This window comes from Bartonella sp. AP21QHHD, from assembly GCF_042196205.1.
Taxonomy (GTDB): Bacteria; Pseudomonadota; Alphaproteobacteria; order Rhizobiales; family Rhizobiaceae; genus Bartonella.
Map to the genome: position 1 here is coordinate 109,113 of NZ_JBHIPT010000011.1, position 23,592 is coordinate 132,704.

13 protein-coding genes and 1 pseudogene are annotated in these 23,592 nt (G+C 36.9%); 5 read left to right on the top strand and 9 right to left on the bottom strand.

Annotation, left to right across the window (positions count from 1 at the left end; all coding sequences use genetic code 11):
* Window positions 1–27 precede the first annotated feature (27 nt).
* Window positions 28–690: a nucleotide exchange factor GrpE gene (gene grpE / locus ACFIMC_RS00830; protein WP_375611384.1), complete on the bottom strand. Its 663-nt coding sequence runs from the start codon at window positions 688–690 to the stop codon at window positions 28–30.
* 124 nt (window positions 691–814) lie between these two features.
* On the bottom strand, window positions 815–1,885 hold the full coding sequence (hrcA, locus tag ACFIMC_RS00835) for a heat-inducible transcriptional repressor HrcA (RefSeq protein ID WP_273790224.1): 1,071 nt from the start codon (window positions 1,883–1,885) through the stop codon (window positions 815–817).
* Between the two features lie 514 nt (window positions 1,886–2,399).
* Between hrcA and rdgB the strand changes: the two genes are divergently transcribed.
* Window positions 2,400–3,047 (top strand): RdgB/HAM1 family non-canonical purine NTP pyrophosphatase, encoded by a 648-nt coding sequence (gene rdgB, locus ACFIMC_RS00840; RefSeq protein ID WP_375629186.1) that lies wholly within the window; start codon window positions 2,400–2,402, stop codon window positions 3,045–3,047.
* Complete coding sequence (gene hemW, locus ACFIMC_RS00845) at window positions 3,044–4,243, top strand: radical SAM family heme chaperone HemW (RefSeq protein WP_375671726.1); 1,200 nt, start codon at window positions 3,044–3,046, stop codon at window positions 4,241–4,243. The genes rdgB and hemW overlap by 4 nt, the downstream gene beginning before the upstream one ends.
* Before the next feature lie 1,602 nt (window positions 4,244–5,845).
* On the opposite strand, the gene dapE is transcribed toward hemW, so the two are convergent.
* From dapE to ACFIMC_RS00860, 3 genes are all read right to left on the bottom strand, one after another.
* Entirely contained in the window at window positions 5,846–7,018 is a 1,173-nt protein-coding gene (gene dapE / locus ACFIMC_RS00850) for a succinyl-diaminopimelate desuccinylase (protein ID WP_375676935.1), read from the bottom strand.
* A gap of 222 nt (window positions 7,019–7,240) precedes the next feature.
* Window positions 7,241–7,987, bottom strand: coding sequence for a M48 family metallopeptidase (locus ACFIMC_RS00855; protein ID WP_375611379.1), 747 nt, complete (start codon window positions 7,985–7,987; stop codon window positions 7,241–7,243).
* Between the two features lie 31 nt (window positions 7,988–8,018).
* Window positions 8,019–8,798 carry an alpha/beta hydrolase gene (locus tag ACFIMC_RS00860; protein WP_375633669.1) on the bottom strand — a complete coding sequence of 260 codons (780 nt, stop codon included), beginning with the start codon at window positions 8,796–8,798 and terminating at the stop codon, window positions 8,019–8,021.
* Between the two features lie 196 nt (window positions 8,799–8,994).
* Here ACFIMC_RS00860 and infC point away from each other — a divergent pair, with 196 nt between their 5' ends.
* Both infC and ACFIMC_RS00870 read left to right on the top strand, forming a co-directional pair.
* Window positions 8,995–9,513, top strand: coding sequence for a translation initiation factor IF-3 (gene infC / locus ACFIMC_RS00865; protein WP_375617486.1), 519 nt, complete (start codon window positions 8,995–8,997; stop codon window positions 9,511–9,513).
* Between the two features lie 597 nt (window positions 9,514–10,110).
* Window positions 10,111–11,877, top strand: coding sequence for an ABC transporter ATP-binding protein (locus ACFIMC_RS00870; protein WP_375671724.1), 1,767 nt, complete (start codon window positions 10,111–10,113; stop codon window positions 11,875–11,877).
* A gap of 722 nt (window positions 11,878–12,599) precedes the next feature.
* Here ACFIMC_RS00870 and ACFIMC_RS00875 read toward each other — a convergent pair.
* The 3 genes and pseudogenes from ACFIMC_RS00875 to ACFIMC_RS00885 all read right to left on the bottom strand — a co-directional run.
* Window positions 12,600–12,877, bottom strand: a pseudogene (locus ACFIMC_RS00875) (integrase arm-type DNA-binding domain-containing protein); the annotation flags it as partial.
* A 440-nt stretch (window positions 12,878–13,317) separates the two neighbouring features.
* Window positions 13,318–17,976, bottom strand: a complete 4,659-nt coding sequence (locus tag ACFIMC_RS00880) for a translocation/assembly module TamB domain-containing protein (protein ID WP_375680933.1) — start codon at window positions 17,974–17,976, stop codon at window positions 13,318–13,320.
* Window positions 17,976–19,940 (bottom strand): autotransporter assembly complex family protein, encoded by a 1,965-nt coding sequence (locus tag ACFIMC_RS00885; protein WP_375680934.1) that lies wholly within the window; start codon window positions 19,938–19,940, stop codon window positions 17,976–17,978. Before ACFIMC_RS00885 ends, ACFIMC_RS00880 begins: the two co-directional genes overlap by 1 nt.
* 408 nt (window positions 19,941–20,348) lie before the next feature.
* Between ACFIMC_RS00885 and ACFIMC_RS00890 the strand changes: the two genes are divergently transcribed.
* Window positions 20,349–21,881, top strand: a complete 1,533-nt coding sequence (locus tag ACFIMC_RS00890; RefSeq protein ID WP_375612798.1) for a YifB family Mg chelatase-like AAA ATPase — start codon at window positions 20,349–20,351, stop codon at window positions 21,879–21,881.
* A gap of 11 nt (window positions 21,882–21,892) precedes the next feature.
* Here ACFIMC_RS00890 and ACFIMC_RS00895 read toward each other — a convergent pair whose 3' ends face one another.
* Complete coding sequence (locus ACFIMC_RS00895; protein WP_375612797.1) at window positions 21,893–22,798, bottom strand: transporter substrate-binding domain-containing protein; 906 nt, start codon at window positions 22,796–22,798, stop codon at window positions 21,893–21,895.
* Window positions 22,799–23,592: the final 794 nt, after the last annotated feature.

The following is a 23,592-nucleotide window of genomic DNA, read 5'->3' on the forward strand; positions in this document are numbered from 1 at the left end:
ATGTTGGAGATTTATTATTGATGTGTTTTAAGCCGAATCAGCTTCAACAGAAGCTTCTTTTGCTCCTCCTTTAGCTACACCCACTATAGCTGGACGTAGTACCCTTTCCCCGATAATATAACCTGCCTGAACCACTTGTTGAACAGTATTATCTGGAACATCAGCATTGGGAATTTCAAACATCGCTTGATGAAAGTGAGGATCAAATTTTTGCCCCTCTGGATGAATTTTTTGCACCCCATGACGTTCTAATGCTGCCATCATGGCACGTTCAGTCATTTCAACGCCTTCTGCCAATGATTTCAAACCAGCATCACTCTCCCGTGCACCTTCTGGAATAGCTTCCAAAGCACGATTGAGATTGTCAGAAACCGATAACATATCCCGTGCAAAATTAGCAATGGAATAAGCTCTTGCATCCGCCACATCTCGCATAGTACGGCGTCGAAGATTTTCCATATCTGCAACAAGACGTAAAAGCTGATCTTTCAGTTCTTTATTTTCATCCTGCAAAGACGCTAAAAGATCACTAACCTCATTGCTTTCTGTTTCAACGACTTCGTGTTCCTCTGTTTTATGTGTTTTTAAAAATTCATCGGCTGCCTGTTTAAGTGTATTACGATCAGCTGGATTTTTTAAATCACAATTTTCAAATGAAGCGTCAGTAAATTTGTTTTTTTCATCAGACATAAAAATTTTATTCCTTCATAAGATTCGTTATTCTCGATATCGAAATTCTACAGACAAAAATCAAGGGGTAGCAATGTATATAATACAATGAGCTTTTATAGTACAAATACTTACTTGCATCGTTTTAACGCAATAACTGTGACACAAGTTGAGCTGTATAATCAACCATGGGCACGATCCTTGCATAATTAAGCCGTGTAGGACCAATAACACCTAAAGCACCAATGACTCTTTGTTGTGAATCACGATAAGGTGCTACAACTAAAGAAGAACCAGAAAGAGAAAATAACTTATTTTCTGAACCAATAAAAATTCTAACCCCAGAACCTTCATCCGTTAAATCGAGAAGCTGTGCCATACTCTCGCGCGTTTCAAGATCATCAAACAAATGGCGTAACCGTTCTAAATCTTCTTCTGCTTTCACATCTTCAAGTAAATTGCTACGCCCGCGAACAATGAGGTGTATTTTATGATCAGCATCTTCTCCTCCCCAAAGAGCTAATCCCGTTTCAACAAGATGATGTGATAAATCATCAAGTGCGGCCCTTGTTTCTGCGCATAAGCGGGCAATTTCCCCTTTAGCTTCACTCAATGTACGCCCTTGAATATGGGCATTGAGAAAATTCGTTGCTTCCGTCAATTGTGCATGGGTAACCCCTTCTGGTAAATGAACAATACGATTTTCAACTTCACCTTGTTGAGTCACCAAAACGGCAAGAGCGTGCTCCCTATCAAGGCGCACAAATTCAATATGTTTCAATGTTCCTTCTTGTTTTGTTGCTAAAACAAGCCCTGCCCCACGTGAAAGATCTGAAAGAACTCGGCTTGCTTGAACAAGAAAATGTTCAACCGATTGTGCATGACCAGCCTCTTTGACTTGCATTTCAATATTTTCTCGCTCTTCGTTTGGCAAATCACCCGCTTCCATAAATGCATCAACAAAAAAGCGTAAACCTGATTGTGTCGGCATTCGACCCGCAGAAACATGTGGTGCATAAATCAAACCGAGATGTTCAAGATCACTCATCACATTGCGAATCGTCGCAGGCGATAATGTCTGTTGTAAAAGCCGCGAAAGATTCCGTGATCCTACAGGTTCACCATCATTAAGATAAGCTTCAACAATATGGCGAAAAATATCACGCGAACGTTCATCAAGATATTTTAGTTCATTATCAATAGTTTTGTGCTTCATCACAATTGTTTCACTACTTTTAAAATCCTCATCTCTTATATAAGTTTTGCCAAGGTTTGGTCAAATAGTCTAAAGTAGTATAAAAACATATTATCCTATTGAGCTGTAAAATGCTACCTTTCAGAGTGATGCTTGATAAATTACGCAGGAAATATTTTTGTTAGAGTGTGTGAGAAATATTTAAGATTAAGAATTGATCTGTAAAGTGGTCTGCTGTAGGGACTTGTCAAGAGAATCTAGATTGATTAAAAACCGCTGTAAATAGAAAATTTCACCCTTTAGAGCAAGCAGAAAATTGGAAGTTTACCATAAAATGCTATCATAAAAAAGACATGTCTTTCCTATCTTTGCAAGGTTATCTTCGTGCAAGATAAAAAATTTTATTGGAATAAAATATCATAAAACGTGTAAAATAATCATATTATGTGAAATTAAGCAGAATGTGTGTGTGTATGAGCATTTAAACCGTTTTTAGCACAAAAATAATTCCCCTTTCATTTTTGGAGAAATCTATATGAGAAGCATAGCAGATAAAAAACTTGTCATTGCTACACATAACACCGGAAAATTGCATGAAATCACTACTTTAATTACGCCTTTCGGTTTAATAATACAATCGGCAAAAGAACTAGGCTTGCCAGAACCAAAAGAAACGGGAAAAACATTTGAAGAAAATGCTTATATTAAAGCTTTTTCAGCAGCAAAAAAAACAGGACTTCCTGCGCTCTCTGATGATTCAGGCTTAGAGGTAGATGCATTGGAGGGTGCGCCAGGCGTTTATACCGCTGATTGGGCAATTCAAGCCGATGGTACACGTAATTTTCCAAAAGCTATGAAAAAAATAGAAAATGAACTCCAAAAAGTCGGAGCACGAGAAAAAAGTCAACGGAAATGCCGTTTTATATCCGTCATTTGCATTGCATGGCCTGATGCTCATGCAGATTACTTCCGCGGATGCGTTGAAGGAACGTTCATTTGGCCTCCACGAGGAGACAAAGGCTTTGGTTTTGATCCTATTTTTTTACCAGATGGATGTGAAAATACCTTTGGAGAAATGTCAACAGAACAAAAACACAACTGGAAACGTAATGATCTTCCCCCTCTTTCACATCGCGCACGTGCTTTCAAACTTTTGGCAGAAAACCTTTTAGCATTCTCATGAATGAACCTTTTGGCATTTACATTCATTGGCCCTTTTGTGTAGCTAAATGTCCTTATTGTGACTTTAATTCGCATGTTCGCATCCATGGTGTTGATCAACCACGTTTTGTCACCGCCTTTAAGCGCGAAATAGAAACGCAATACCACAAAATAGGCCCACGCCATATTACAAGTATTTTTATTGGTGGAGGAACCCCTTCCCTTATGGAGCCGCAAACTGTCGATGCCCTATTGCAAGCACTTGCAAAAAAATGGGTAGTCGATGATAAAGTTGAAATTACATTAGAAGCTAATCCATCCAGTGTGGAAGCAGAGCGCTTTCGTGGATACCGTGCGGCAGGTGTTAATCGCTTATCTCTAGGGATACAAGCGCTCAATGATAAAGCATTGCGCAAACTTGGCCGACTCCATAATGTGGAACAAGCTCTTTGCGCTATTACTTTAGCAAGGAAAATTTTTCCACGTTTATCCTTTGATCTCATTTATGCCCGTCCCGAACAAACCCTTGAACAATGGAAATCTGAACTTGTACAAGCAATTGATTTAGCAGCGGACCATCTTTCTCTTTATCAATTGACGATCGAAGAAGGAACCGCCTTTAAACGGCTTCATGATGCAGGAAGACTTATCCTTCCCCCATCAGAGCTAGCAGCAGATCTGTATCATCTTACTCAAGAAATAACGGCACTACATGGACTTCCTGCCTATGAAATCTCAAACCATGCAATGCCCGGTGCCGAATCAGCACACAATCTTCTTTATTGGCGTTATCACCAATATGCAGGCTTTGGTCCAGGAGCACATGGACGTTTCATTGAGCATACACCGAATCATTCCTCTTTCTGTTCAAAAACATTGTCATCACACCTTGAAAACCGCGAACGTTATGTCACAATAAATGAAAAGCATCCCGAACAGTGGCTTAATTTGGTAGAAACAACAGGACATGGCTGTATTGAAACGGAACATTTAACCACTGAACAACAGGCAAATGAAATGCTCCTTATGGGATTACGCCTTTGCGAAGGCTTAGAACTTATACGCTATGAAACCTTAAGCCCTAAACGCATTCCAATGGAAAAACTGATCGATTTACAACACCAAGAATTGATAGAAATGGTGGATAACCAACGCTTAAAAGCAACAACCAAAGGACGTATTGTTCTTGATCACATCATCAGCCAACTCGCAAACTAAAGTTTTTATAACAACATACTTATTTTAATCATAATTATCATTTTTCACAGCAAAGGTGAGATTAGAATATCGTGAGATTCTCTCATTTCAAAACTATTTATAGCAAGCTAGTTACCGCCATTTGCTTACACCTTAAAAAGGGAGAAGCATGTGGATAAAAACTATAAAAAAGGAGTAAAAAGGCCTCTTATGAACACTCTTAAGTGCTAAAAGCTATTGCAATATTTTGAGCTAGAAAGTGTATGGTGCTCTAACTTTATTTTTCATAAACATAAAGATGGGGAGGCATTATAGATTTTATATTACAATATTCATAAGCACCGTAGTAGCACAAATGTGACAAACATTGAGAAAATTTCTTTAAAACAAGTATGTGAATGCATAATACGATAATGTATTGTTCTTTATGAAATCGTGGCACCATTTAAAGAACCAGAGAAATAAGCATGAAGCCATGCATCAGTCTCTGATTATTTAAAAAGATATTACTCTAGTTACTTTTGAAAACCGTAAAGCCGAATAAAAAAGAAAGTAAAAAAAGCACGCTGATTTTCACCTTTATACCTTTTATATTTTCCCTCAATGAGGTTATGTTTGTATGTCTGTTTCAGAGATTATAAAAAATAGATATACACAATGCTTTTATCCTATTCTGGCATGTAAAAGCTGTTATCGCAAAAAATACTGAACCAATATTTATTTGAGATACGCGGCCGTATGATCGGTATTAATTTATAGGTAACAGCAACATCATGAGCTTTACTAAACAAATAATGCACTCAAATGACAAATATACTAAATATGAATCGGTATTGCTTTGTTAGCGAGTGAAACGATGTTAATCTCATATGATCTTACTTGTATGCGTATATGCTTATAAGTGTCTATACGCGTCCTTTAAAGTTATTTAATTAAAAAATTGAGAATAATACTAGGACAATCCTCGGCTAAAGAAGTCAACGTGATGCTACAAAAGAATTTTTGTGTACCTTTATCATAACCAATATTAAAGCTGATTAAATAAGCTCACCTTCTATCTCGTAATGATTTGCAACGGAAGTTCTTGGGGACAAAAAAGCAGAGCAAAATATATGAAATAAAACAAACTTAAAGCGCTTTTCCTATAGGCTTTATTCTAAGAGAGTCTAATTGGAACAAGAAGTACCTTTTATGCGAGTGCAGAAAACATATAAAAACATGAGCTGTGAATGAGCGCATTTATGTTGTACGAACTTTTTACAATAGCAGCATGTTTTTGTGTGTCTTTATGGCATCAACCTGTCATCACACAATGATGATATAATATTCATTGTTTTCCATATATGATTGCACTGCCTTTCTACACCTTAAAGAACGAATATTTTCAATCTAATATGGTCTAAATAGTTCTGCTTCTTCAAGCAGTCCTCTTTTGGCTTTCCAATTATGTAATTCAATTAACTAAAGATTCTACAGACAAGAATCCCAACTTAAGAATATTCATCACTTACTCTAAAACCACTTAATATATTAAGTTTTACGGAACTCGTATCACCATACCTTAAATGGTAATATCTTATGGCACAACAAGATAAAAGTATTTTTGAACCAGCAATCTTTTCTTTATGAAAAAAAATCAATAATAAAACGCTCATAAATAGTAGTAAGCGTTTCCACTGCATCAAGGGACACACACTCATCTACCATATGCATCGTTTGCCCTGGTAAGCCGAATTCAACCACTGGGCAATAATCCTTAATAAATCGCGCATCCGAACTACCACCTGAAGTGGAACATTCTGGTATATTCCCTGTTACACTTTTAATAGCATTGGATAAAGTTTGAATAAGTTTATCATTTTTGGTTAAAAAAACATCCCCTAAACTTGGAATCCATTCAAGCTGATAAGAGGGATATTGGTTACCATTGTTTTTTGATTGCACCAAAGCAAGACGCTTTTCAATTTCCTCCACCAGTGTTTCTTTTGTCCAAAGATCATTGTAGCGTATATTAAAACGAACTGTTGTCTGCGCTGGGATAATATTGACTGTTAAATTACCGGTATCGATGCTTGTTAGCTCTAGATTACTAGGTTGAAAATTCTCTGTCCCTTTATCTAAAGCAGTTTGTGTCAATGCTTGAATAAGCTTACTTGCCAAAGGCAAGGGATTAGCAGCCCGCTCTGGAAAAGCAACATGACCTTGGCGACCCTTCACGGTAATAATACCAGAAATCGATCCGCGGCGACCAATTTTGATAATATCACCAACAGTCTTTACGCTTGTTGGTTCCCCCACAAGAGCCGCAGTCCATTTTTCACCTTTTTTTTCTGCCCATTTGAGAAGTTTTACCGTACCATTAACAGCAGGCCCCTCTTCATCACCAGTAATTAAAAGGCTTACCCTTCCTTTAATGGGTCGTTTCTCAAAAACTCGCGCTAGAGCCGCAATAAAACAAGCGATTCCACCCTTCATATCAACAGCACCCCGCCCATATAATTTTCCTTGATCTATGACAGCTTCAAAAGGTGGATAAGTCCAATCTTCCAATGCACCTGGCGGTACGACATCCGTATGACCCGCAAACATAAGATGGGGTCCTTCACTTCCCATTTTTGCATAAAGATTTTCAACATTGTCTGTATTTTTATCCGTAAAAATAGGGCGCTCGACATGAAATCCCATTTTTTTCAAAAATTGTTCCAAAGTTGATAACGCCCCTGCTTCATGAGGTGTAACAGAAGGACAACGAATAAGTGCCTGTAATAGCTGAAGTGGATCTGTAAGAACAGACATAAAAAACCTTCCCATTTTTTATAAGTCATCGGAACTTAGGGTTATTACGCTGAATTACAAAAAAGATAAAGTAAAAACATTGAAGACACTCAGCAAACCAAGCAGGGGAGAACAATCGTGCTGAGAGCTTCAATGGCTTCCTCATTATACATGAGCAAGCACACACACAACAAAACACTCAACAAAAAGTTCCGTTAAATATTGCCTTCATTTGAAAGTTTTTTACGCCTCTAAATTATATGAATCAAAATTAATTGCATGCAGTCTAGGAGCATTTTCTTTCAACCAAGCACGATATGTTTTACTATCAGGACATAGCTCTTCACAAAGAGCCCAAAATCTTGGCCCATGATTCATTTCAACAAGATGAGCAACTTCATGGGCAACAACATATTCCACAACTTCTTTTGGCGCCATAATAAGGCGCCAAGAAAAAGAAAGACGCTTATCTATTGAACAAGAGCCCCAACGACTTCTCGTATCTTTATAACAAATGGATTTGACTTTACGCTCTACCTGATGAGCATAATGTGCCACCAAAGGCGTTATAATAAGCGCCGCTTGTTTTTTTAAAACGTCAGCAATGCGTCTTGGAAGATATTCTAATTGACCATAAACAATAATTTCAGGCCCTTGCTCCGCATCTGCTGTAATGATTTCTGTTACTCCACGTCCCTCTCTATGTTTTATGGTATGAGAAACACCCAATAAGGGAATTGTCGCCCCCTCTTTGAGATAAGCATTTTTATGAGAGATTTGTACATGAGCAAGACGTGCCTCAATCCAAGATCGATGCTTTTCAATAAAATTTTCAACCGCATAGAGATTTATTGCTGGTGGTGTTGTTACACAAATCTCCTGACTTCTGGCATCAATACGTAAGGTAAGACGGCGCGCATACTTATTTTCCCGCACCCGTACAGGTACAGAGCGCTCAGAAAAAATAAAATGCTGTTTAGAAATGCTCATATATTTTTATCTTCATCAATAAATGTACCCCTTACTTTGCATTAATCTGATTAATAAAAGATCTCAATACTGTTTCAAGGCAATCTAAATCTTGTGGACGAGAAAAGCGATGATCTGCATCACGAACAAGTGTCAATGTTACATCATGGAGAGGTAAATGATCAAGTAAAGTCAATGTATGCTGATAGGGAATATCTTCATCTTCCATCCCTTGTAGAATATGGACTGGACACCCAACATCAATGCATCCTTTCATAACACAATTTTCGCGCCCATCTTCAATCAATGTTTTTGTAAAGGGCATTGGCTCTGTATCATCAACTGCAGGTCGTTCAATATAGCCTTTCTCCTCCAAAATCTTCCATTCTTCTGGGCCTAATTTTGGTTCCACCAATGTTTGTGTAAAATCAGGTGCTGGAGCAATCAATACCATGCCAGCAAGCTTCTTATTTTTCTGTGCTAGCATCATAGCAAGCCTTAGCGCAATCCACCCACCCATAGAGGAACCAATCAAAATTTGTGGACCCTCACAATAGGTTTCAAAAGTCGCTAAACTTTCCTTAACCCAACGCGAAATTGTTCCTTGAAAAAAATCACCTTCAGATTCTCCATGTCCAGAATAATCAAAACGTAAACAAGACAAATCATTCTTCTGAGCAAACTGATCAACTAACGTTGCCTTACTTCCTAACATATCGGATTGATAGCCAGGAAGCCAAACCAAACCTGGAGATTGGCGCCCCTTGCGATAGCGTACTGCAAGTGCGGTGTTCTCAAATGAAAAAAACTGACAAGGAATATTTTGATCCATGATTCTTTATCCTCCATAAAATAATTTCTTTAAATTAAGAGAAAAACTTTTATAATCTAAATCATCCCAAAAAGTAATAAATCAAATAATGAAAATAACACGAATTATAGTTGTTTTTAGGTACATAATTGTATATTAAATTAACTGTAGTTGAATCAAAATTTAAGGAGCATAAACCATTCGTAAACCGTTTAAAATGACACCTACCCAAAAAGACGGACCACGTTCAAATCAGGATATTCGGGTACCTCATGTTCAGCTTATCAATGATGAGGGACAACATCAGGGAGTTGTTTCGATACAAGAAGCTCTTGCTATGGCTGCAGATGCGGGACTTGATTTGGTTGAAATTGTACCAAATGCGGAGCCACCTGTATGTAAAATCATCGATTTGGGAAAATTAAAATATCAAACCCAAAAAAAAGCTGCTGAAACACGTAAGAAGCAAAAAGTCATCGAAATCAAAGAGATTAAGATGCGCCCAAATGTTGATGTCCATGATTATGGAGTCAAACTCAAGGCTGTTCATCGCTTTATTGATCATGGTGATAAAGTAAAGATTACTTTGCGTTTTCGTGGTCGTGAGATGGCTCACCAAGATCTTGGATTAAAGCTTCTTCAGCGTGTGAAAGAAGATACAAGTGAAATTGCCAAAATCGAATTGGAGCCAAAGCTTGAAGGCCGGCAAATGATGATGGTGATAGCACCTAAATAGTTTTGCATTGGAATAATATTCGCATGCAATTCATCAAAATGATGTGTATAGTATTATTTAGAAGCACCACATAGAGTTTTTGTGGTGCTTTTAAGGTTTTATAAATGTGTATAAATCCTTTTAAGAGTTTAATAATGCTTGATCGATTTTTAAGAAGAATTCATTATTTTGCATATTAAATGAGAAAACTCAAACATCGTAAGGTCTTCTTATTTCAAGCTCTCTGTATCATGCAATGCGGCAAAATTGTTTGCTTACACATCACAAATGGAGATGATACATAAAAATTATCAAAAAAGCAGAAATGTTTTTTGTGAACTATTTCAAGTGCCAAAGACTATCACAATATGGAAATTGGTAAATACAATAGTGAAACTTGCCGGTACCTTTTATTGAAAACTAAAAATAATGATGAACAACGAATTTTCGTTATACCTTTCACAGAAACTTTGCACTACATTCTTCACTCTCACCGTCGTGAAATTGATGTGATGAACCTTGAAAGAAAAAGCTATTTTTGTAAAAAAGATTAAGGGGCTTTTTAATTAAGAGTGTTTCAATCTTGCATAAAATAATGAGAGAATATAGAAGCTCTTCATGGCTAAAAAACAAATTTCCTCTTTTGACAAACATCTTATTATCCGCCTTTTGCGAGAAAATTTTCGTAAACATATGCGTTGGTACAGTGCGGCTATCTTCTCAATGATCATCATTTCTTGTACCACAGCAACCAGTGCATGGATTATGCGGGATGTTGTTAATCAGATTATTGATGCACAAAATTTTCCTATGATTGTTTTGATTTCTAGCTTCATTGCTTTTATCTTTATTCTCAAAGGAGTTGCAACTTTTTTCCAAACTTACTTTCTAAACAAAGCAGGCAATAGTATCATTGCTGAACAACAGCGTAAAATTTTTGCACGACTTATGGAACAAGGAGTCTCTTTTTATCATAATAACACTTCATCTGATCTTCTTGTTCGTGTAACTCATAACGCGACAGCCGTACGTAATATAATTGATACTATTATCACAACTTTTGTACGTGATTTGCTTTCCGTTAGTGGTCTGTTGCTTGTCATGTTCATTCAAAACTTTGTGTTAATCTCCATTACTTTAATTGTAGGACCACTAGCTTTTTTAGGCGTTCGAATGGCTTTAAAACGCGTTCGCAGCTTGATGGAAAAAGAGCTCCTTTCACTTGGTGAAATTATCAAAATCGTACAGGAAACGGCTGTTGGTATTCGAATCATCAAGGCCTTTTCACTAGAAGACGTCATGAAAAAACGGATGGACAAAGCCATTTGTGATGTTGAAAAACAAACAAACAGTATTGCAACACTCGAAGCTATTACCAATCCAATTATGGAAACACTCACGGGTGTTGCCATTGCAGGTATTATTTGTTTTTCCGGTTATCTTGCAACCCAACGCGCAGGTGTTCAAGGTGAATTTATGTCCTTTATTGTTGCTTTACTTTTAGCTTATGAACCCGCAAAAAGACTAGCAAATGTACGTGTTAAAATTGAATCTGGCTTGGTCAATATCCGTACGATGTTTGAAATACTCGATTGTCCCCTTACAGTTGTAGAACATAAAGAAGCTAAAGATCTGAATAAAACGCAAGGAACTATTCGTTTCGAACATGTTTCTTTTGCATACACTAATAACAAAATGATATTGAAAGACATCAACCTAGAAATAGAAGCCGGAAAAATGACAGCATTGGTGGGACCATCCGGTTCGGGAAAATCAACCCTTATCAACCTTATTATGCGCCTCTATGACCCCACAAAAGGACGCATATTGATTAATGATCAAGACATTCGCTACACAACATTTCGCTCTCTGAGAAACCTGATGGCCTATGTAGGACAGGATACTTTTCTCTTTCAAGGAACTGTTAAATATAATATCGGGCTTGGAAAAGAAGGGGCTAGTGATGACGAAATTATCGAAGCAGCAAAAGCAGCAAATGCTCATGACTTTATTATGAGTTTGCCAAATGGTTATGATACACAGATAGGTGATAATGGCTGTAATCTTTCAGGGGGGCAAAAACAACGACTCGCTATCGCTAGAGCAATGATTCACGATAGTGAAATTCTGATTCTTGATGAAGCAACAAGTGCGCTCGATTCACACACCGAAGCACAAATTAATGAAGCTATTCATCACCTTACTAAAGGACGCACAACGATCATTATTGCTCATCGCCTTTCAACGATTGCTCGTGCTCATAAAATTGTGGTCATACAAAATGGACAACTGATTGAACAAGGTACTCAAAAAGAATTGCTAGCAAAAGAACATGGGTTTTATAAAAAACTTCATAATATCCAGTTCAAAAAACATACCCCCTAATTTCTAGATCCTTAAATAAGATTTGAAATAAAAAATGGATAGAAGGTAATGCTCCATTTATAAAAAAAGACTTGTTATCAAGAAAAAGCATTACTTCAATCAAGAAGTGGTAAAGAATTTATGGTTTATTGAAAATAAAATTCTTGGATTTAGATGAAAACTTTACTCGTTGTTTTGTTGAATGCAAAAGATAAGATGTAATTTGCTTATTGCAAATTTTCTTTATATTTATGATGAATCAATCAAAAGCGCTTGTTGTACGTTATAAGAGATATTGGTATATGCATAAAAACTCTTAAGATAAGCAATAAAAATACCTCTACACTTTCAAATGAAAAGATTGTCAGCAACATGAGAAGCTGGAAAATAGAATGATAATGCCGGCTTATAGCTTTAGTAAATACTTATACCTTTATTAATAATGGTAGTGTGGATTTTATACCATTCATAAGAGGTACTTTATACCATTTCACAAGCAATCTTATGAAATAGACTCAAGCGCACACTGAGAAATGTTGCTTTAAAACAAGTACATAAACTTGCAATACAATAATGTTATATTTTGGAGTACTCTGTTCGCGGAGCTATTCGTTATAAGAAAAGTGATCTCATTCAAGACACAATAAACAAAAATCTAAAATAATAGGTAATTTTTATTATTAAAAAATATTGCTTTAAATGCGTTTGACAATAAAATCGATATCTTATGAATTCTCCGCTTAACGCTTTTGTTTATCACGTTCTTTAATGGAATCATGTCCTTCACATAAAAACAGAATGCCATTGTGTTGCAAATTCACCTGCTTGTTTTAAAGAAACCTCTCTCAAAGTCTTCCCCAAGCCCATTTCGCGATAACGTCCGTGAATTGTATAATGATAAATCCATTAAGCTGCCCTATCTTTACGCTTATGGAGTAACAAGCTGGCACCATTCACACTATTCTGCCAACTCCTAATGTTGCGACAGCTCTTAGCTCTCGAGATGATTCATAAGAGGCATTTTTAGTCATTTCTTAATAGTTTTATCCACACAGGATTCTCCGCTTGTAGTATACAAACCGAATGGTTTTGATTGATTCAATACGAAAGAGATTCGTACGATATGCAAAGTTCTAATTCAAGTTGAATAACAATAAATTATCTTTATAAATCAATATATTGCACAGACTCCATTCTTTAGGCAACAGCACGATATGGGCTTGAAAACAAGGTAAGGTACTTCTCTAAAATAAATATATAGCAGCAAAATAACATACTATCTTTCGTGAAGATTTTGTCCCTTTAGAGAATAGCATAACAAAAATCAAATATTTCAGATATATCTCTTCACGCCTCAACAAAAAGCTTCTTCTTTTATAGGATTTCTAGTCTATGCCTCCTTCCTCAGATTTAGAAATGAGAGACAAAAAACAAAGAAATTGTTTTTTTAAAATTCAATCTTTAATAATCTCTTTCATAAAAGAGACCTATACTAGAATTTTGTTCATTTCCTATGGCACCTTTAGCTTTGAGATGACGCGAAATATCTAAATTAATTGTCCCTTTCGTCGTTCCATCAGACCCTGCTTCAAAACCCAAATAAATATTATTGTGTATGTAGCGTCCAATACGTAAGCCTGTATTCCCCTTCTCATTAACGATAACATCAAGATCATCAAGTCCAATTTTAGTTCGTAAAGTATTCAACAAAGATGTATTAGAACTACCTGCAAGATCAGCCGCTGCTGCTGCAAGTTGAGCAATCTGAAATGGTGATAATTCATTAAGAGAGCGATTAAAAATCAAACGCGCCAAAATCTCATCCTGAGGCAAATTTGGTTGTGATGAAAAATTAATATCAAGATTATCAACCGTCCCACTTACAGTTACAGTGACACGAATATCACCACTGTTATTGTTGGTTACAAAATAAACCGTAGGATTAAGATTACCACTAAAACTCGCTTGTCCTTGATCAAAATTAAGACGTTGCGACAGGATATCAAAACGTCCACGAATCATTCTAAATTCACCAACTGGATGCACATCATTCAATGGACCTGCTAGATTAATGCGTCCTCCCAGTTCAGCATCTAAGCCTTTTCCGCGTACAAAAAATTGATTGCGTGCTGTAATACGCATGTTTGATAGCACGACAGATGAAGATTCTTGTGTAACTATACGGCTTTTGCTTTTGTTCGTGTTCTTAACATCAGCACGTTCAAGTGTTGTTTGAATCGATTTAGTTAAATTCTTATTTCTAACATCAAGAAACTTGGCACTTTTAAAATGATCAGGAACAAAAACTTCAGCTTTTTCAACGATGATATCACCACCAAGAACAAGACTATTTAAAAAATGACCTGTCATTGTCATCTCACCTGATAATGTTGCCAGAATCATAGAACCATCATTATAATTGGCATTATCAAGATGAAATATCAAATCTGTCTCTAGACCATTAGAGATACGACCTGAAGCAGAAATTCCTCCCCCCTCAAACGAAGAAGCTGAAGCTTTTTCTATAAGGATATGATCACCTTTCAATTTGCCTTCAATTGTTATATTATTTAATCCTACATTTGTTTGTGAATCAAAAAAGCTACCGTCGCCTATAGAAATATTTCCTATCAATTGTGGCTTTGATAATGACCCATTAAGAGCTGTATCAATTCTTGCTGTACCCGTTATATGTGCACCACGCTTAGCTAATAAGAGATTAACAAAATCAAGAGGCATTATCCCTTTAACGTTTAATTTTGCCTCTGAACCATTAAGAGATACAGGCCCATGGATGGAAAGATCTAATCCTTTATCTCCAGTAGCTATCATATTTTCAATATGAAATGTCGATTTTTTATAAGAACCACGAGCATTTATATTGATTGACATCGGTCCTTTATGCGTCATAGCGGTTAAATTTTGACTAGAAAGCTCAAAATGAGCAGATGGATCCTTCATTGTTCCACCAATATCAACTTTACCTATCACTGTCCCATCAAGCGCTTGTCCTGCAATAAAACCATTCGCCAAACGTGCAGATAAATTTTGCAAATTAATATGAAGATCAAGCGCATTTTTCTCTAGAGATACACGCCCCTGAGCTTGTGCTTGTACTCCTTCTCCTGTTAAATTTGCATTCAAAGTAAGATTTTGATCTACAGTATTTCCCGTAGCAGAAAGAGAAAAAGGCATAATTTTTTTATCTTGAAAAGCAACGGTTGTCAGTCCCTCACCTTTTATATCGTAAGTTATATCAGGTTTTTTTAAATGACCACGAATCATAACCTGCCCTGTTACACTCCCTGCTGCTCCAAGATCGGATTTCCACAGATTGACTAAAGCAGCAGGAAGCGCATTCATTGTAAGTTGTAAATTCAGGGTATCTTGAATATTTCCTGCTAAAATGATGTTGCCTCCATTTATTGCAATTCCTAATTCATTGATTGTCATTCCATCTTTATCAAAAGAAATTATAGATGGCTTCGGCAATGTTGCATGAAAAGTATGTTGTTTTAAGTCCACAGCTTCAATTTGCACTTCTCGTTTTATACTTTCTGGAAGTTCCTCAACCATTAAACGACCAGAAAGCCTTGCATTGAGAGTATCATGCAACATCGCCTGGACAGTAAAAACCGTTTGTCCATTATTCCTATCAGCGTGAGCATTTAAACGATTGACCATTACCAAAGGTGTTTGAATATGTTCTGCATTGATAACTCCTTCAAACTGAGTCATGCCAAAAGGATCGAATATGTCAGCATCTATTGCCAATTTTTTTATTTTATTCTTGGAAAAATTCAAATGGTTAACATGCGCCTTCACATTGGTTTTTTGTCTGCCATTTTGTTCATCAAAAATAAAATCTCCTTTTACTTTTCCACTACCATCCTGCAAAAATAACGCTGAAAGTACGGAAATATCATCGGCATCAATATGCAGCGCTCCTTTCAAAAAACCGCCAAGTTGTTGAGAAAGATCACCCGTTATTTTTGCACTTCCCCCTCTAATATCGATATTTTCAAGTTTTCGAATTTTATGAGAATCTTCAAAAGAGGCCGATAAATGCAAAGTTTTTTTAGCAAAAACCCCTTCACCTTTTACCGCCCCCGTTAAAGAAGTAACTGGTGCTGTATTATCTACAAATGCATCTATATTAAGTGTTGTGTTTTGAAGTTTCTTCCCTACAATTAATGCTTCATCAATATGGGCACGTGTATTTAGTTTTATATGGCTATTGCGCCCTCTCGCCGTACTTTGAATTGTAAGCGCACCGCTTATCTTTGGATCTAATTTGGACAAATCAGATATTTGAGCAGATAGATCCATTTTAGCGCTTTCATCTGAAAAATAACCATTAGCCTCTATGTTTGTATATTGATTTTTCAAATTAAAATGACGTAAAGTGAAGCCCATTGTATTTCGAGCAGCGCCACCTGAAAGAGTAGTATTTCCTTTGAATAAACGATCAAAAGACTGCATGCCTATTTTCATATCGTCAGCCATTCCTGATAATTGTAGATCAAAAATACCACTCAATAAACTGATCGTTCCTTTGGCTTTAATATCTGCACTACCAGAAAGTGATTGTTTACTGAACACTTCCAAAGGAGTTAATGTTTGAGCTTTTAAACCGAGATCGCCTTTAAAAACAAAATTCTCCATTGTCCCTTTTAACCAAGAAGAAAAACCCTGAGCCGTAACACTCAGATCATGAATCAAAATTGGTTTGTTCGAAACAATATCCGTATCTAAATGCACATGAACCGCTTGGCTTAAATTTTCTACTAACGCTCCCTTAATCTTTTTAACCCCTTGAAGCGTCCCTTTAACCTGAACACCAACATGACGAGAAGCTGCATTATCAAGATTTTCGCTTACTCCTCCCATATCAAAAATTGCATCGCGAATATAAATATTTTTATTGCTTAAATGATTTACAACCAACCGCCCATTCCAAGATTGTTGACCTTCGCGACCATAGTCAATGTTCAAAGCAAGAGTATTCGCAGGTTTTGGCACTTCTGATATAGGTAAATGAACAGACTCTTTTTCGTTACCAAGAGCCATTTTGCCATCAACAAAAAGCCGTCGCAAGAATCCATCGGCGGTTATTTCAGCATTGGCTATAACATTCATTGCTTTGTTCTGAATAACCATCTGATCAAGGTGTGTCACACCTTCTTTTGTTCTTCTTGCCTTTGCTTTTAATGTTATATCAGATTCGAAGAGACTACGATATTGAACAGGTATTAAAGGGCTCAGTGTTCCCTCTAATTTCGTAGAAAAACTCTGTCCTTCTGGAACACCTGCAAGAATAACATTACCATCTAAAATAGAATGATGATCGGACTCTAAAGAAAGTTTGATAACCAAATCATCAAAAGTACCATCACCTTTCACGACGAGACTTAATGCTGGACGTTGTTCAATGTTAAAAATATTCGCCAAAATACCATTTTGTGGTTCGTTAGCAGAAATATCAATTTGAGCTGTACGATTACTATCAGATATCTTAGTGAGAACAGAAAAAGAACCCGGTGCATCTAAACGATGCGCCGCTATATCGACATCAAAATTACCACCAGCCAAGGTGAAATTGCCTTTTAAGGACATATCAGCAGAAAAACCAAAAAGATTCTGTTCAAATGTCACATGTTGAGCTGTAAGCGTATTGATAGAAAGAGCAAGCGGTAATTTTGGTAAAGAGAATTTACCCGTCTCAAGGGAAGAAACAAAAGAAGAATTGCCTTGCGGTTTGCGTAAAAATGTAACCTGTTCTGCCGAAAGCTGGTTAATATCCATCCGCCCTCTCAGCAACGCTAGACGATTCCAATCCATTTTAGCATTGGTAATTTTAAGCCAAACCCCTTTTTTATCACTGACAGTAATAGTGTCAATTGATGTTTGAGAAGACAGTGTCCCTTGCATATTGTGTAAACGAACTTGACGATTAGGCGCTGAAAGCTTTCGTTCAATTAAAGAAACAAACCATGAGCGATCATCTGTTTTCATTTCGCTAGAGGGAAGAATGTCTCCTCTTTGCGCAAAAACAAAACTACCCACCCCAAAAAACAAAAATACAAAGAAGAACGCTGATAAACATACACCTTTTTTCATTAAAATGCTTGCCCTATACCCACATAAAAACCAATGCGAGGGTCACCCTTCTCTCTCTTTAAAGGAAAGGCTAAATCAACGCGTAAAGGACCAAGACCCGTCATATAACGACCTCCTATACCGGCTCCCCATTTAATTTTTTGAGAAAAATCAAAATTCGCCTTTTTCCCTACTAAACCTCCATCAAGAAAACTGACAAACCCTATTTTATCATTTAAAGAAACACGCAATTCTGCTGACCCCTCAATAAGCGCCCGTCCACCAACAACCCCATCATTTTCTGTTTTGATACCAATATTACGGTAAGCATAACCACGAACAGAGCCCCCACCACCAGCAAAAAAAAGCGTATTTGCGGGTACTTGTGCTGTATCATTCCCAAGAATTGTACCAAGCTTTGCCCGCGCAGCAACAACAAAACGATCCCCTTCATCCAACGCCCAATAAGAACGACCTTCTGCTGTTACTTTTGCAACAAAGTTGCTAAAACGCATCTCATAAAAAGGCTCAATGAAAACTTCACCATATAAACCTTTTGTTGCATTAAACTTATTATTACGACTATCGTAAATCAAGCCGCTAGGGAAACCGATTGTTGTAAAATTACGGCTCCCAAAATAGATATCACGTGAATAACCATTTGAAACTTCTACAGCAGCCTGTCCCGATAGATTACCATTAAAAATATGCGTAATACCTAATTTTCCTTTGATGGCTTTTGTCGTATAATTTTCTAAAACATCTTGTTGTATTTTTAATTCTGATCTGAAATCTGTATCTGGCGTGAGTACACCAGGCTTTACAAATGTACCACCGAAAAGATAATCAAAATTTTTAAAATTATATGATTGCTTTTTATTGCTACCAACACCACTTATTTTTGTTTCAATTTTAAGAGTCTCTGCATGACCAAAAAGATTGTTATGCATCCAATAAGTCTCAAAACCAGCACCATCTAAAGTTGAATAGCTACCGCCTACACCAAAACGACGCGGTTTACGTTCTTGTACAACAAGTGCAAGCGGTAAACTACCATCTAGATTACTAGTATCAGCCTCACGTATATTGATAGCACGAAAAACACCAAGGCGCGCAAGACGTTCATTTGCCTTAGCTAACGCATCAGAATCGTATATCTGCCCTGGTTTCAATCCGGTCATCCACGCGATATAAGCTGAATCTACACGTGGTTTCTTACTTATATTACGCACACTTAAAGGACCATAATGAGCCTTTTGTCCAGGACCAACAACAATCCGTCCTTCAACACGCAATGTAGCATGATCAGCCACGACTTCACTCTTCATAATTTTAGCTTTAGCATAACCTTGTTGCCGCCATCCTTCTATCGCCCATTTTTCTGCTTTCAAAATGGTTTCAGATTTAGCAATAGCCCCAACTTTATAGCCCAATTCTTCAATTGTGGGCATTTTATGCGCTTTACGTTTTTCAAACGGAGCTACTTTATCAATATTGGCAATACTAAAAACATATTGTGGACCAGCATTAATTGTAATAACGATATTCGATTGTGCTGGAAGTTGAGTTACCGGACTTAAATCAGCGACTTCTAAGCCATTAATTTTAATACTAATAACACCACCATAGCGTCCATCAGCATAAAGAGCAGAAAGAATTGCTCGATAATCTGAACGCGCCTTGGCGAGCAAACCAGAAGAACTGGCGGATGCTTTCTCTTTATCAGCAACAAGAGAAGAAACAGATTTAACTATTTTTATACCTTCTAATGGTGCACCTGGCGGTGCAACAACATCAACTTTATAAAATTTCTCTGTACTTTTGGTATAATGTGAAGAAGAATTTGTTTTCTTTTGACCAAAAAAAGGGATGCCGAAAAAATCAAATGCAGCAAGTGGCTGTGGAAAAGAAAAAGTAAAACACAAGCCTATAAATACACAGCGCACAGTCCCTGATTTTAACAAAATTCTTGTCTGGTATACCATAAAATCAGATACCTTATAATACACTTTGCATCTACTACGCTTTAAATAATATAAAAATAAGAAAGGTAAATATAATTACTTTGCACATTTTACACGTTTTATCACATCAAATAACACTCTGCGATACATAACGTTATCCTCCCCTTATATTTTCATAAAATTTTGCACTGTTGTATAACACGAACAGCCTCATTCTTTTTTTCTTAACATATTTATTTAGCTTATTATAAATGTTTTATTGCGTCCCATATCATCATGGTTAAATTTGTACAAATGACTTTCCATGGGAATGCTAAAAAACTGCCCACGTATATAGTTCTCTCTATAAAAAAAGCTATAGAGATGCTTCTTGATTTTTATAAATAGATATGATTGTCTCTACCAAGTCTAAAGGGGGAAAATAAATAAATGATCGCACGTATTACAACTGTTGCTTTTCGCGGTCTAGAAGCAGTCCCTGTCGATGTACAGGTTATGATTTCGTCTGGTAAAATAGGAATGGCTATTGTTGGATTAGCTGATAAAGCAGTTGCAGAAAGCCGTGAACGTGTACAAGCAGCCCTCCACGCTTGTGGACTTTCTATGCCTACTAAACGAATTACGATTAATCTTGCACCAGCTGATTTGCCTAAAGAGGGATCGCATTATGATTTGCCAATCGCCGTAGGCTTAATGCTTGCTATGGGAATCCTCCCTCCCGAAGTAGCTCAAGACTATGTCATTTTAGGAGAATTATCACTGGATGGTTCACTTACCGCCGTTAATGGTGTTTTACCAGCTGCCATGACAGCTTTATCACTCGATAAAGGACTGATTTGTCCCTTCCAATGTGGACCTGAAGCAGCATGGGCAAATGCAGAAATAAATATTCTTGCCCCAGAGACTCTGCTCACTATAGTCAACCATTTCAAAGGAACCCAAATTCAAAAACGTCCACAACCGCGCCAATATACTATCGAAACTGAACTTCCAGATCTTTGCGAAATCAAAGGACAAAAAACAGCCAAACGTGCCTTAGAAGTTTGTGCTGCTGGACGCCATAACCTTTTGTTTGTAGGTCCCCCTGGTGCTGGAAAATCTATGCTAGCGCAACGCTTACCTTCCATTTTGCCACCTCTTGATAGCCGTGAGCTTTTAGATGTCTCTCTGATTGCTTCTATTACAGGAGAAACGGTTCATAATACCATTTCACTTCATTGCCCCTTTCGTTCCCCACATCATTCTGCTTCCATGGCCGCAATGATTGGTGGAGGGCTTAAAGGACGACCGGGAGAGGTCTCCCTTGCTCATAATGGTGTGTTATTCCTTGATGAATTGCCTGAATTTTCTCCACGGGTTCTTGATTCTCTTCGTCAACCTTTAGAAAGTGGGGAGTCAGTTATCGCCCGCGCTAATCACCATATTAGCTATCCTGCTCGCTTCCAACTTATTGCCGCAATGAATCCTTGCCGTTGTGGTATGGCAGGCGAAAAAGACCATGTTTGCCCTAAAGGGATACGCTGTCAAATCGATTATCAGTCCCGTATTTCTGGTCCTCTGCTTGACCGAATTGATTTACGGATTGATGTCCCTGCTTTGACGGCTATGGACCTTATGCAACCAGAACAATCAGAAAAAAGCTGCGACGTTGCCAAACGCGTCGCACGGTGCCGTACCATTCAAGCTAAACGTTTTTCAACAATGGGGTTTGATCATATTCGTACCAATGGCGATTGCCCTGCCAAAATTATAGAACAGATTGCCATTCCTGATAAAAGTGCGACCATACTCTTACGAGATGTGAGTGAAAAAATGCACCTCTCCGCACGCGCTTATCATCGCATTCTCAAAGTTGCACGCACAATTGCTGATCTTGACGGATCAGATACTCTTTCACGCTATCATCTCGCAGAAGCTATTTCCTATCGACTAGGCGCAGAAAGATTAACAGCCCTTAATTAAAAAACTACTCATCAATAAAAACTTATTGGAAAATAACGCAAATAAAGTTCTGTAAGTTTACCATCCTCTTCTAGAGATTTCAGCGCATAATTGAGTACATCAACCAATTTTTCATTCTTTTTTGCAACAGCAAGCTGCATTCCTTGCCCCAATAACTGTGGCGCCATATATGCCCCCCCAACAAAATGGCAGCAATCAACAGATTTTTGTTTTTTGAACCATAATGATAAAGCAAATCCATCATCAAAAATAAGGTCAATTTTACGCTCTTGTAATGCTTTATAGAGCTCTTCTCTCTTTTTAAACCTTTGCCATTTGGCTTTAGGAAAATAATATTGAAAGAGTTTTTCGTGAACACTTTTAGACAAAACACCACTGGTTAAATGTATCAATTGATCGCTTATTGGCTCATCGAGATTTAAACGTCGAGAAGCAACAAATCGCGCTGGAAAGCGCAAATATGACTTTGTAAAAACAAGATCTTGCTGGGTTTTACTTGTTTCTTTTAAACCCGCAATAATGACTTCTGCACCACCATTTTTAACATGTTCTACAAGCTCTTTCCAAGGAATCACTTCTATTTCACAAAGCTTCTCTAATTTTAATTTTGAGCAAATAGCGCGCAATAAATCGATATTATAACCTGCAAGATACCCCGATTGATCAATAAAATTAAAAGGAGGAAAATCAAAAGTTGTTACAAAACGCAAACGAAAGATATCCGTTGTATCAGGTTGTACCAAATGTTCATGCGAATCAAAAAAAGAAGGCAACCTTTCAGCTTCTGCGTAAGAGGAAAATAGAACCCCCCCCGCTACAAATAAAATACGAATAAAAATATTGTATGGATTATTGAATAAAAAGTACTGTAAACGCAATTGAAGATGTTTCACATATATAGATTTTTTTATTTTCAAAATCTCTCCCCCATTTTTCAAAACTAAGATGCAACACTTCTTAACTATTATCTAACGCACTTCACCAAAATATCTGGCGTTTAATAAATAAAATTCTTGCTATTTTTGAAACCATTGAAAATGCTTAGATTTCTGATGTTAATTTTCCAAAATGAATATATAAAAAGTAATTTTAGAGAAAAGCGATTTAATTTTTTAATATAAGAAATAAGCTGTATATACTTTATTGCGTATCTTAAAATATTAAGACCATTTCCTTGCGTATCACAACCTAGGAAGTATATAGATATATTGAAGAAAAGAGTAAAAATACCCCTCAAATGCCGAGGGTTTTCTCAACATTAAGGTTGCATCAACATTTAAGAGCTGAAAAATAAAATGATGATTCTGATTTGCACTTTATTGTCACGATGGGAAAGATGGGGGACATAAATCTTGTAGTATTCACAGGGTATTTTGCGTTATACTATTCAAACATCGTTGTAAAATGAGTTTGGGAACATTGAGAGATGCTCCTTAAAAAAGCGCGTGAATAAACAGTACAATGGCGTTTTGTTTTGAATAAGCGATGCAACCTCACGAGAATGCAAGAAACAAAAGCGTAAGATAATTCGTCATTACCCTCATTATTCAAAAACATCACCGTAGACGTTTTTTTAAATTGTAAAGTTGAATATAAAAGATGATCGTGGAAACGTGTTTTTACATTTACGCATTTATATTTTCCTCAAATGAAGCTTTTTTCACATTTTAAAGATGACACAAACCAATATACACAATATTTTCGCCTCAAT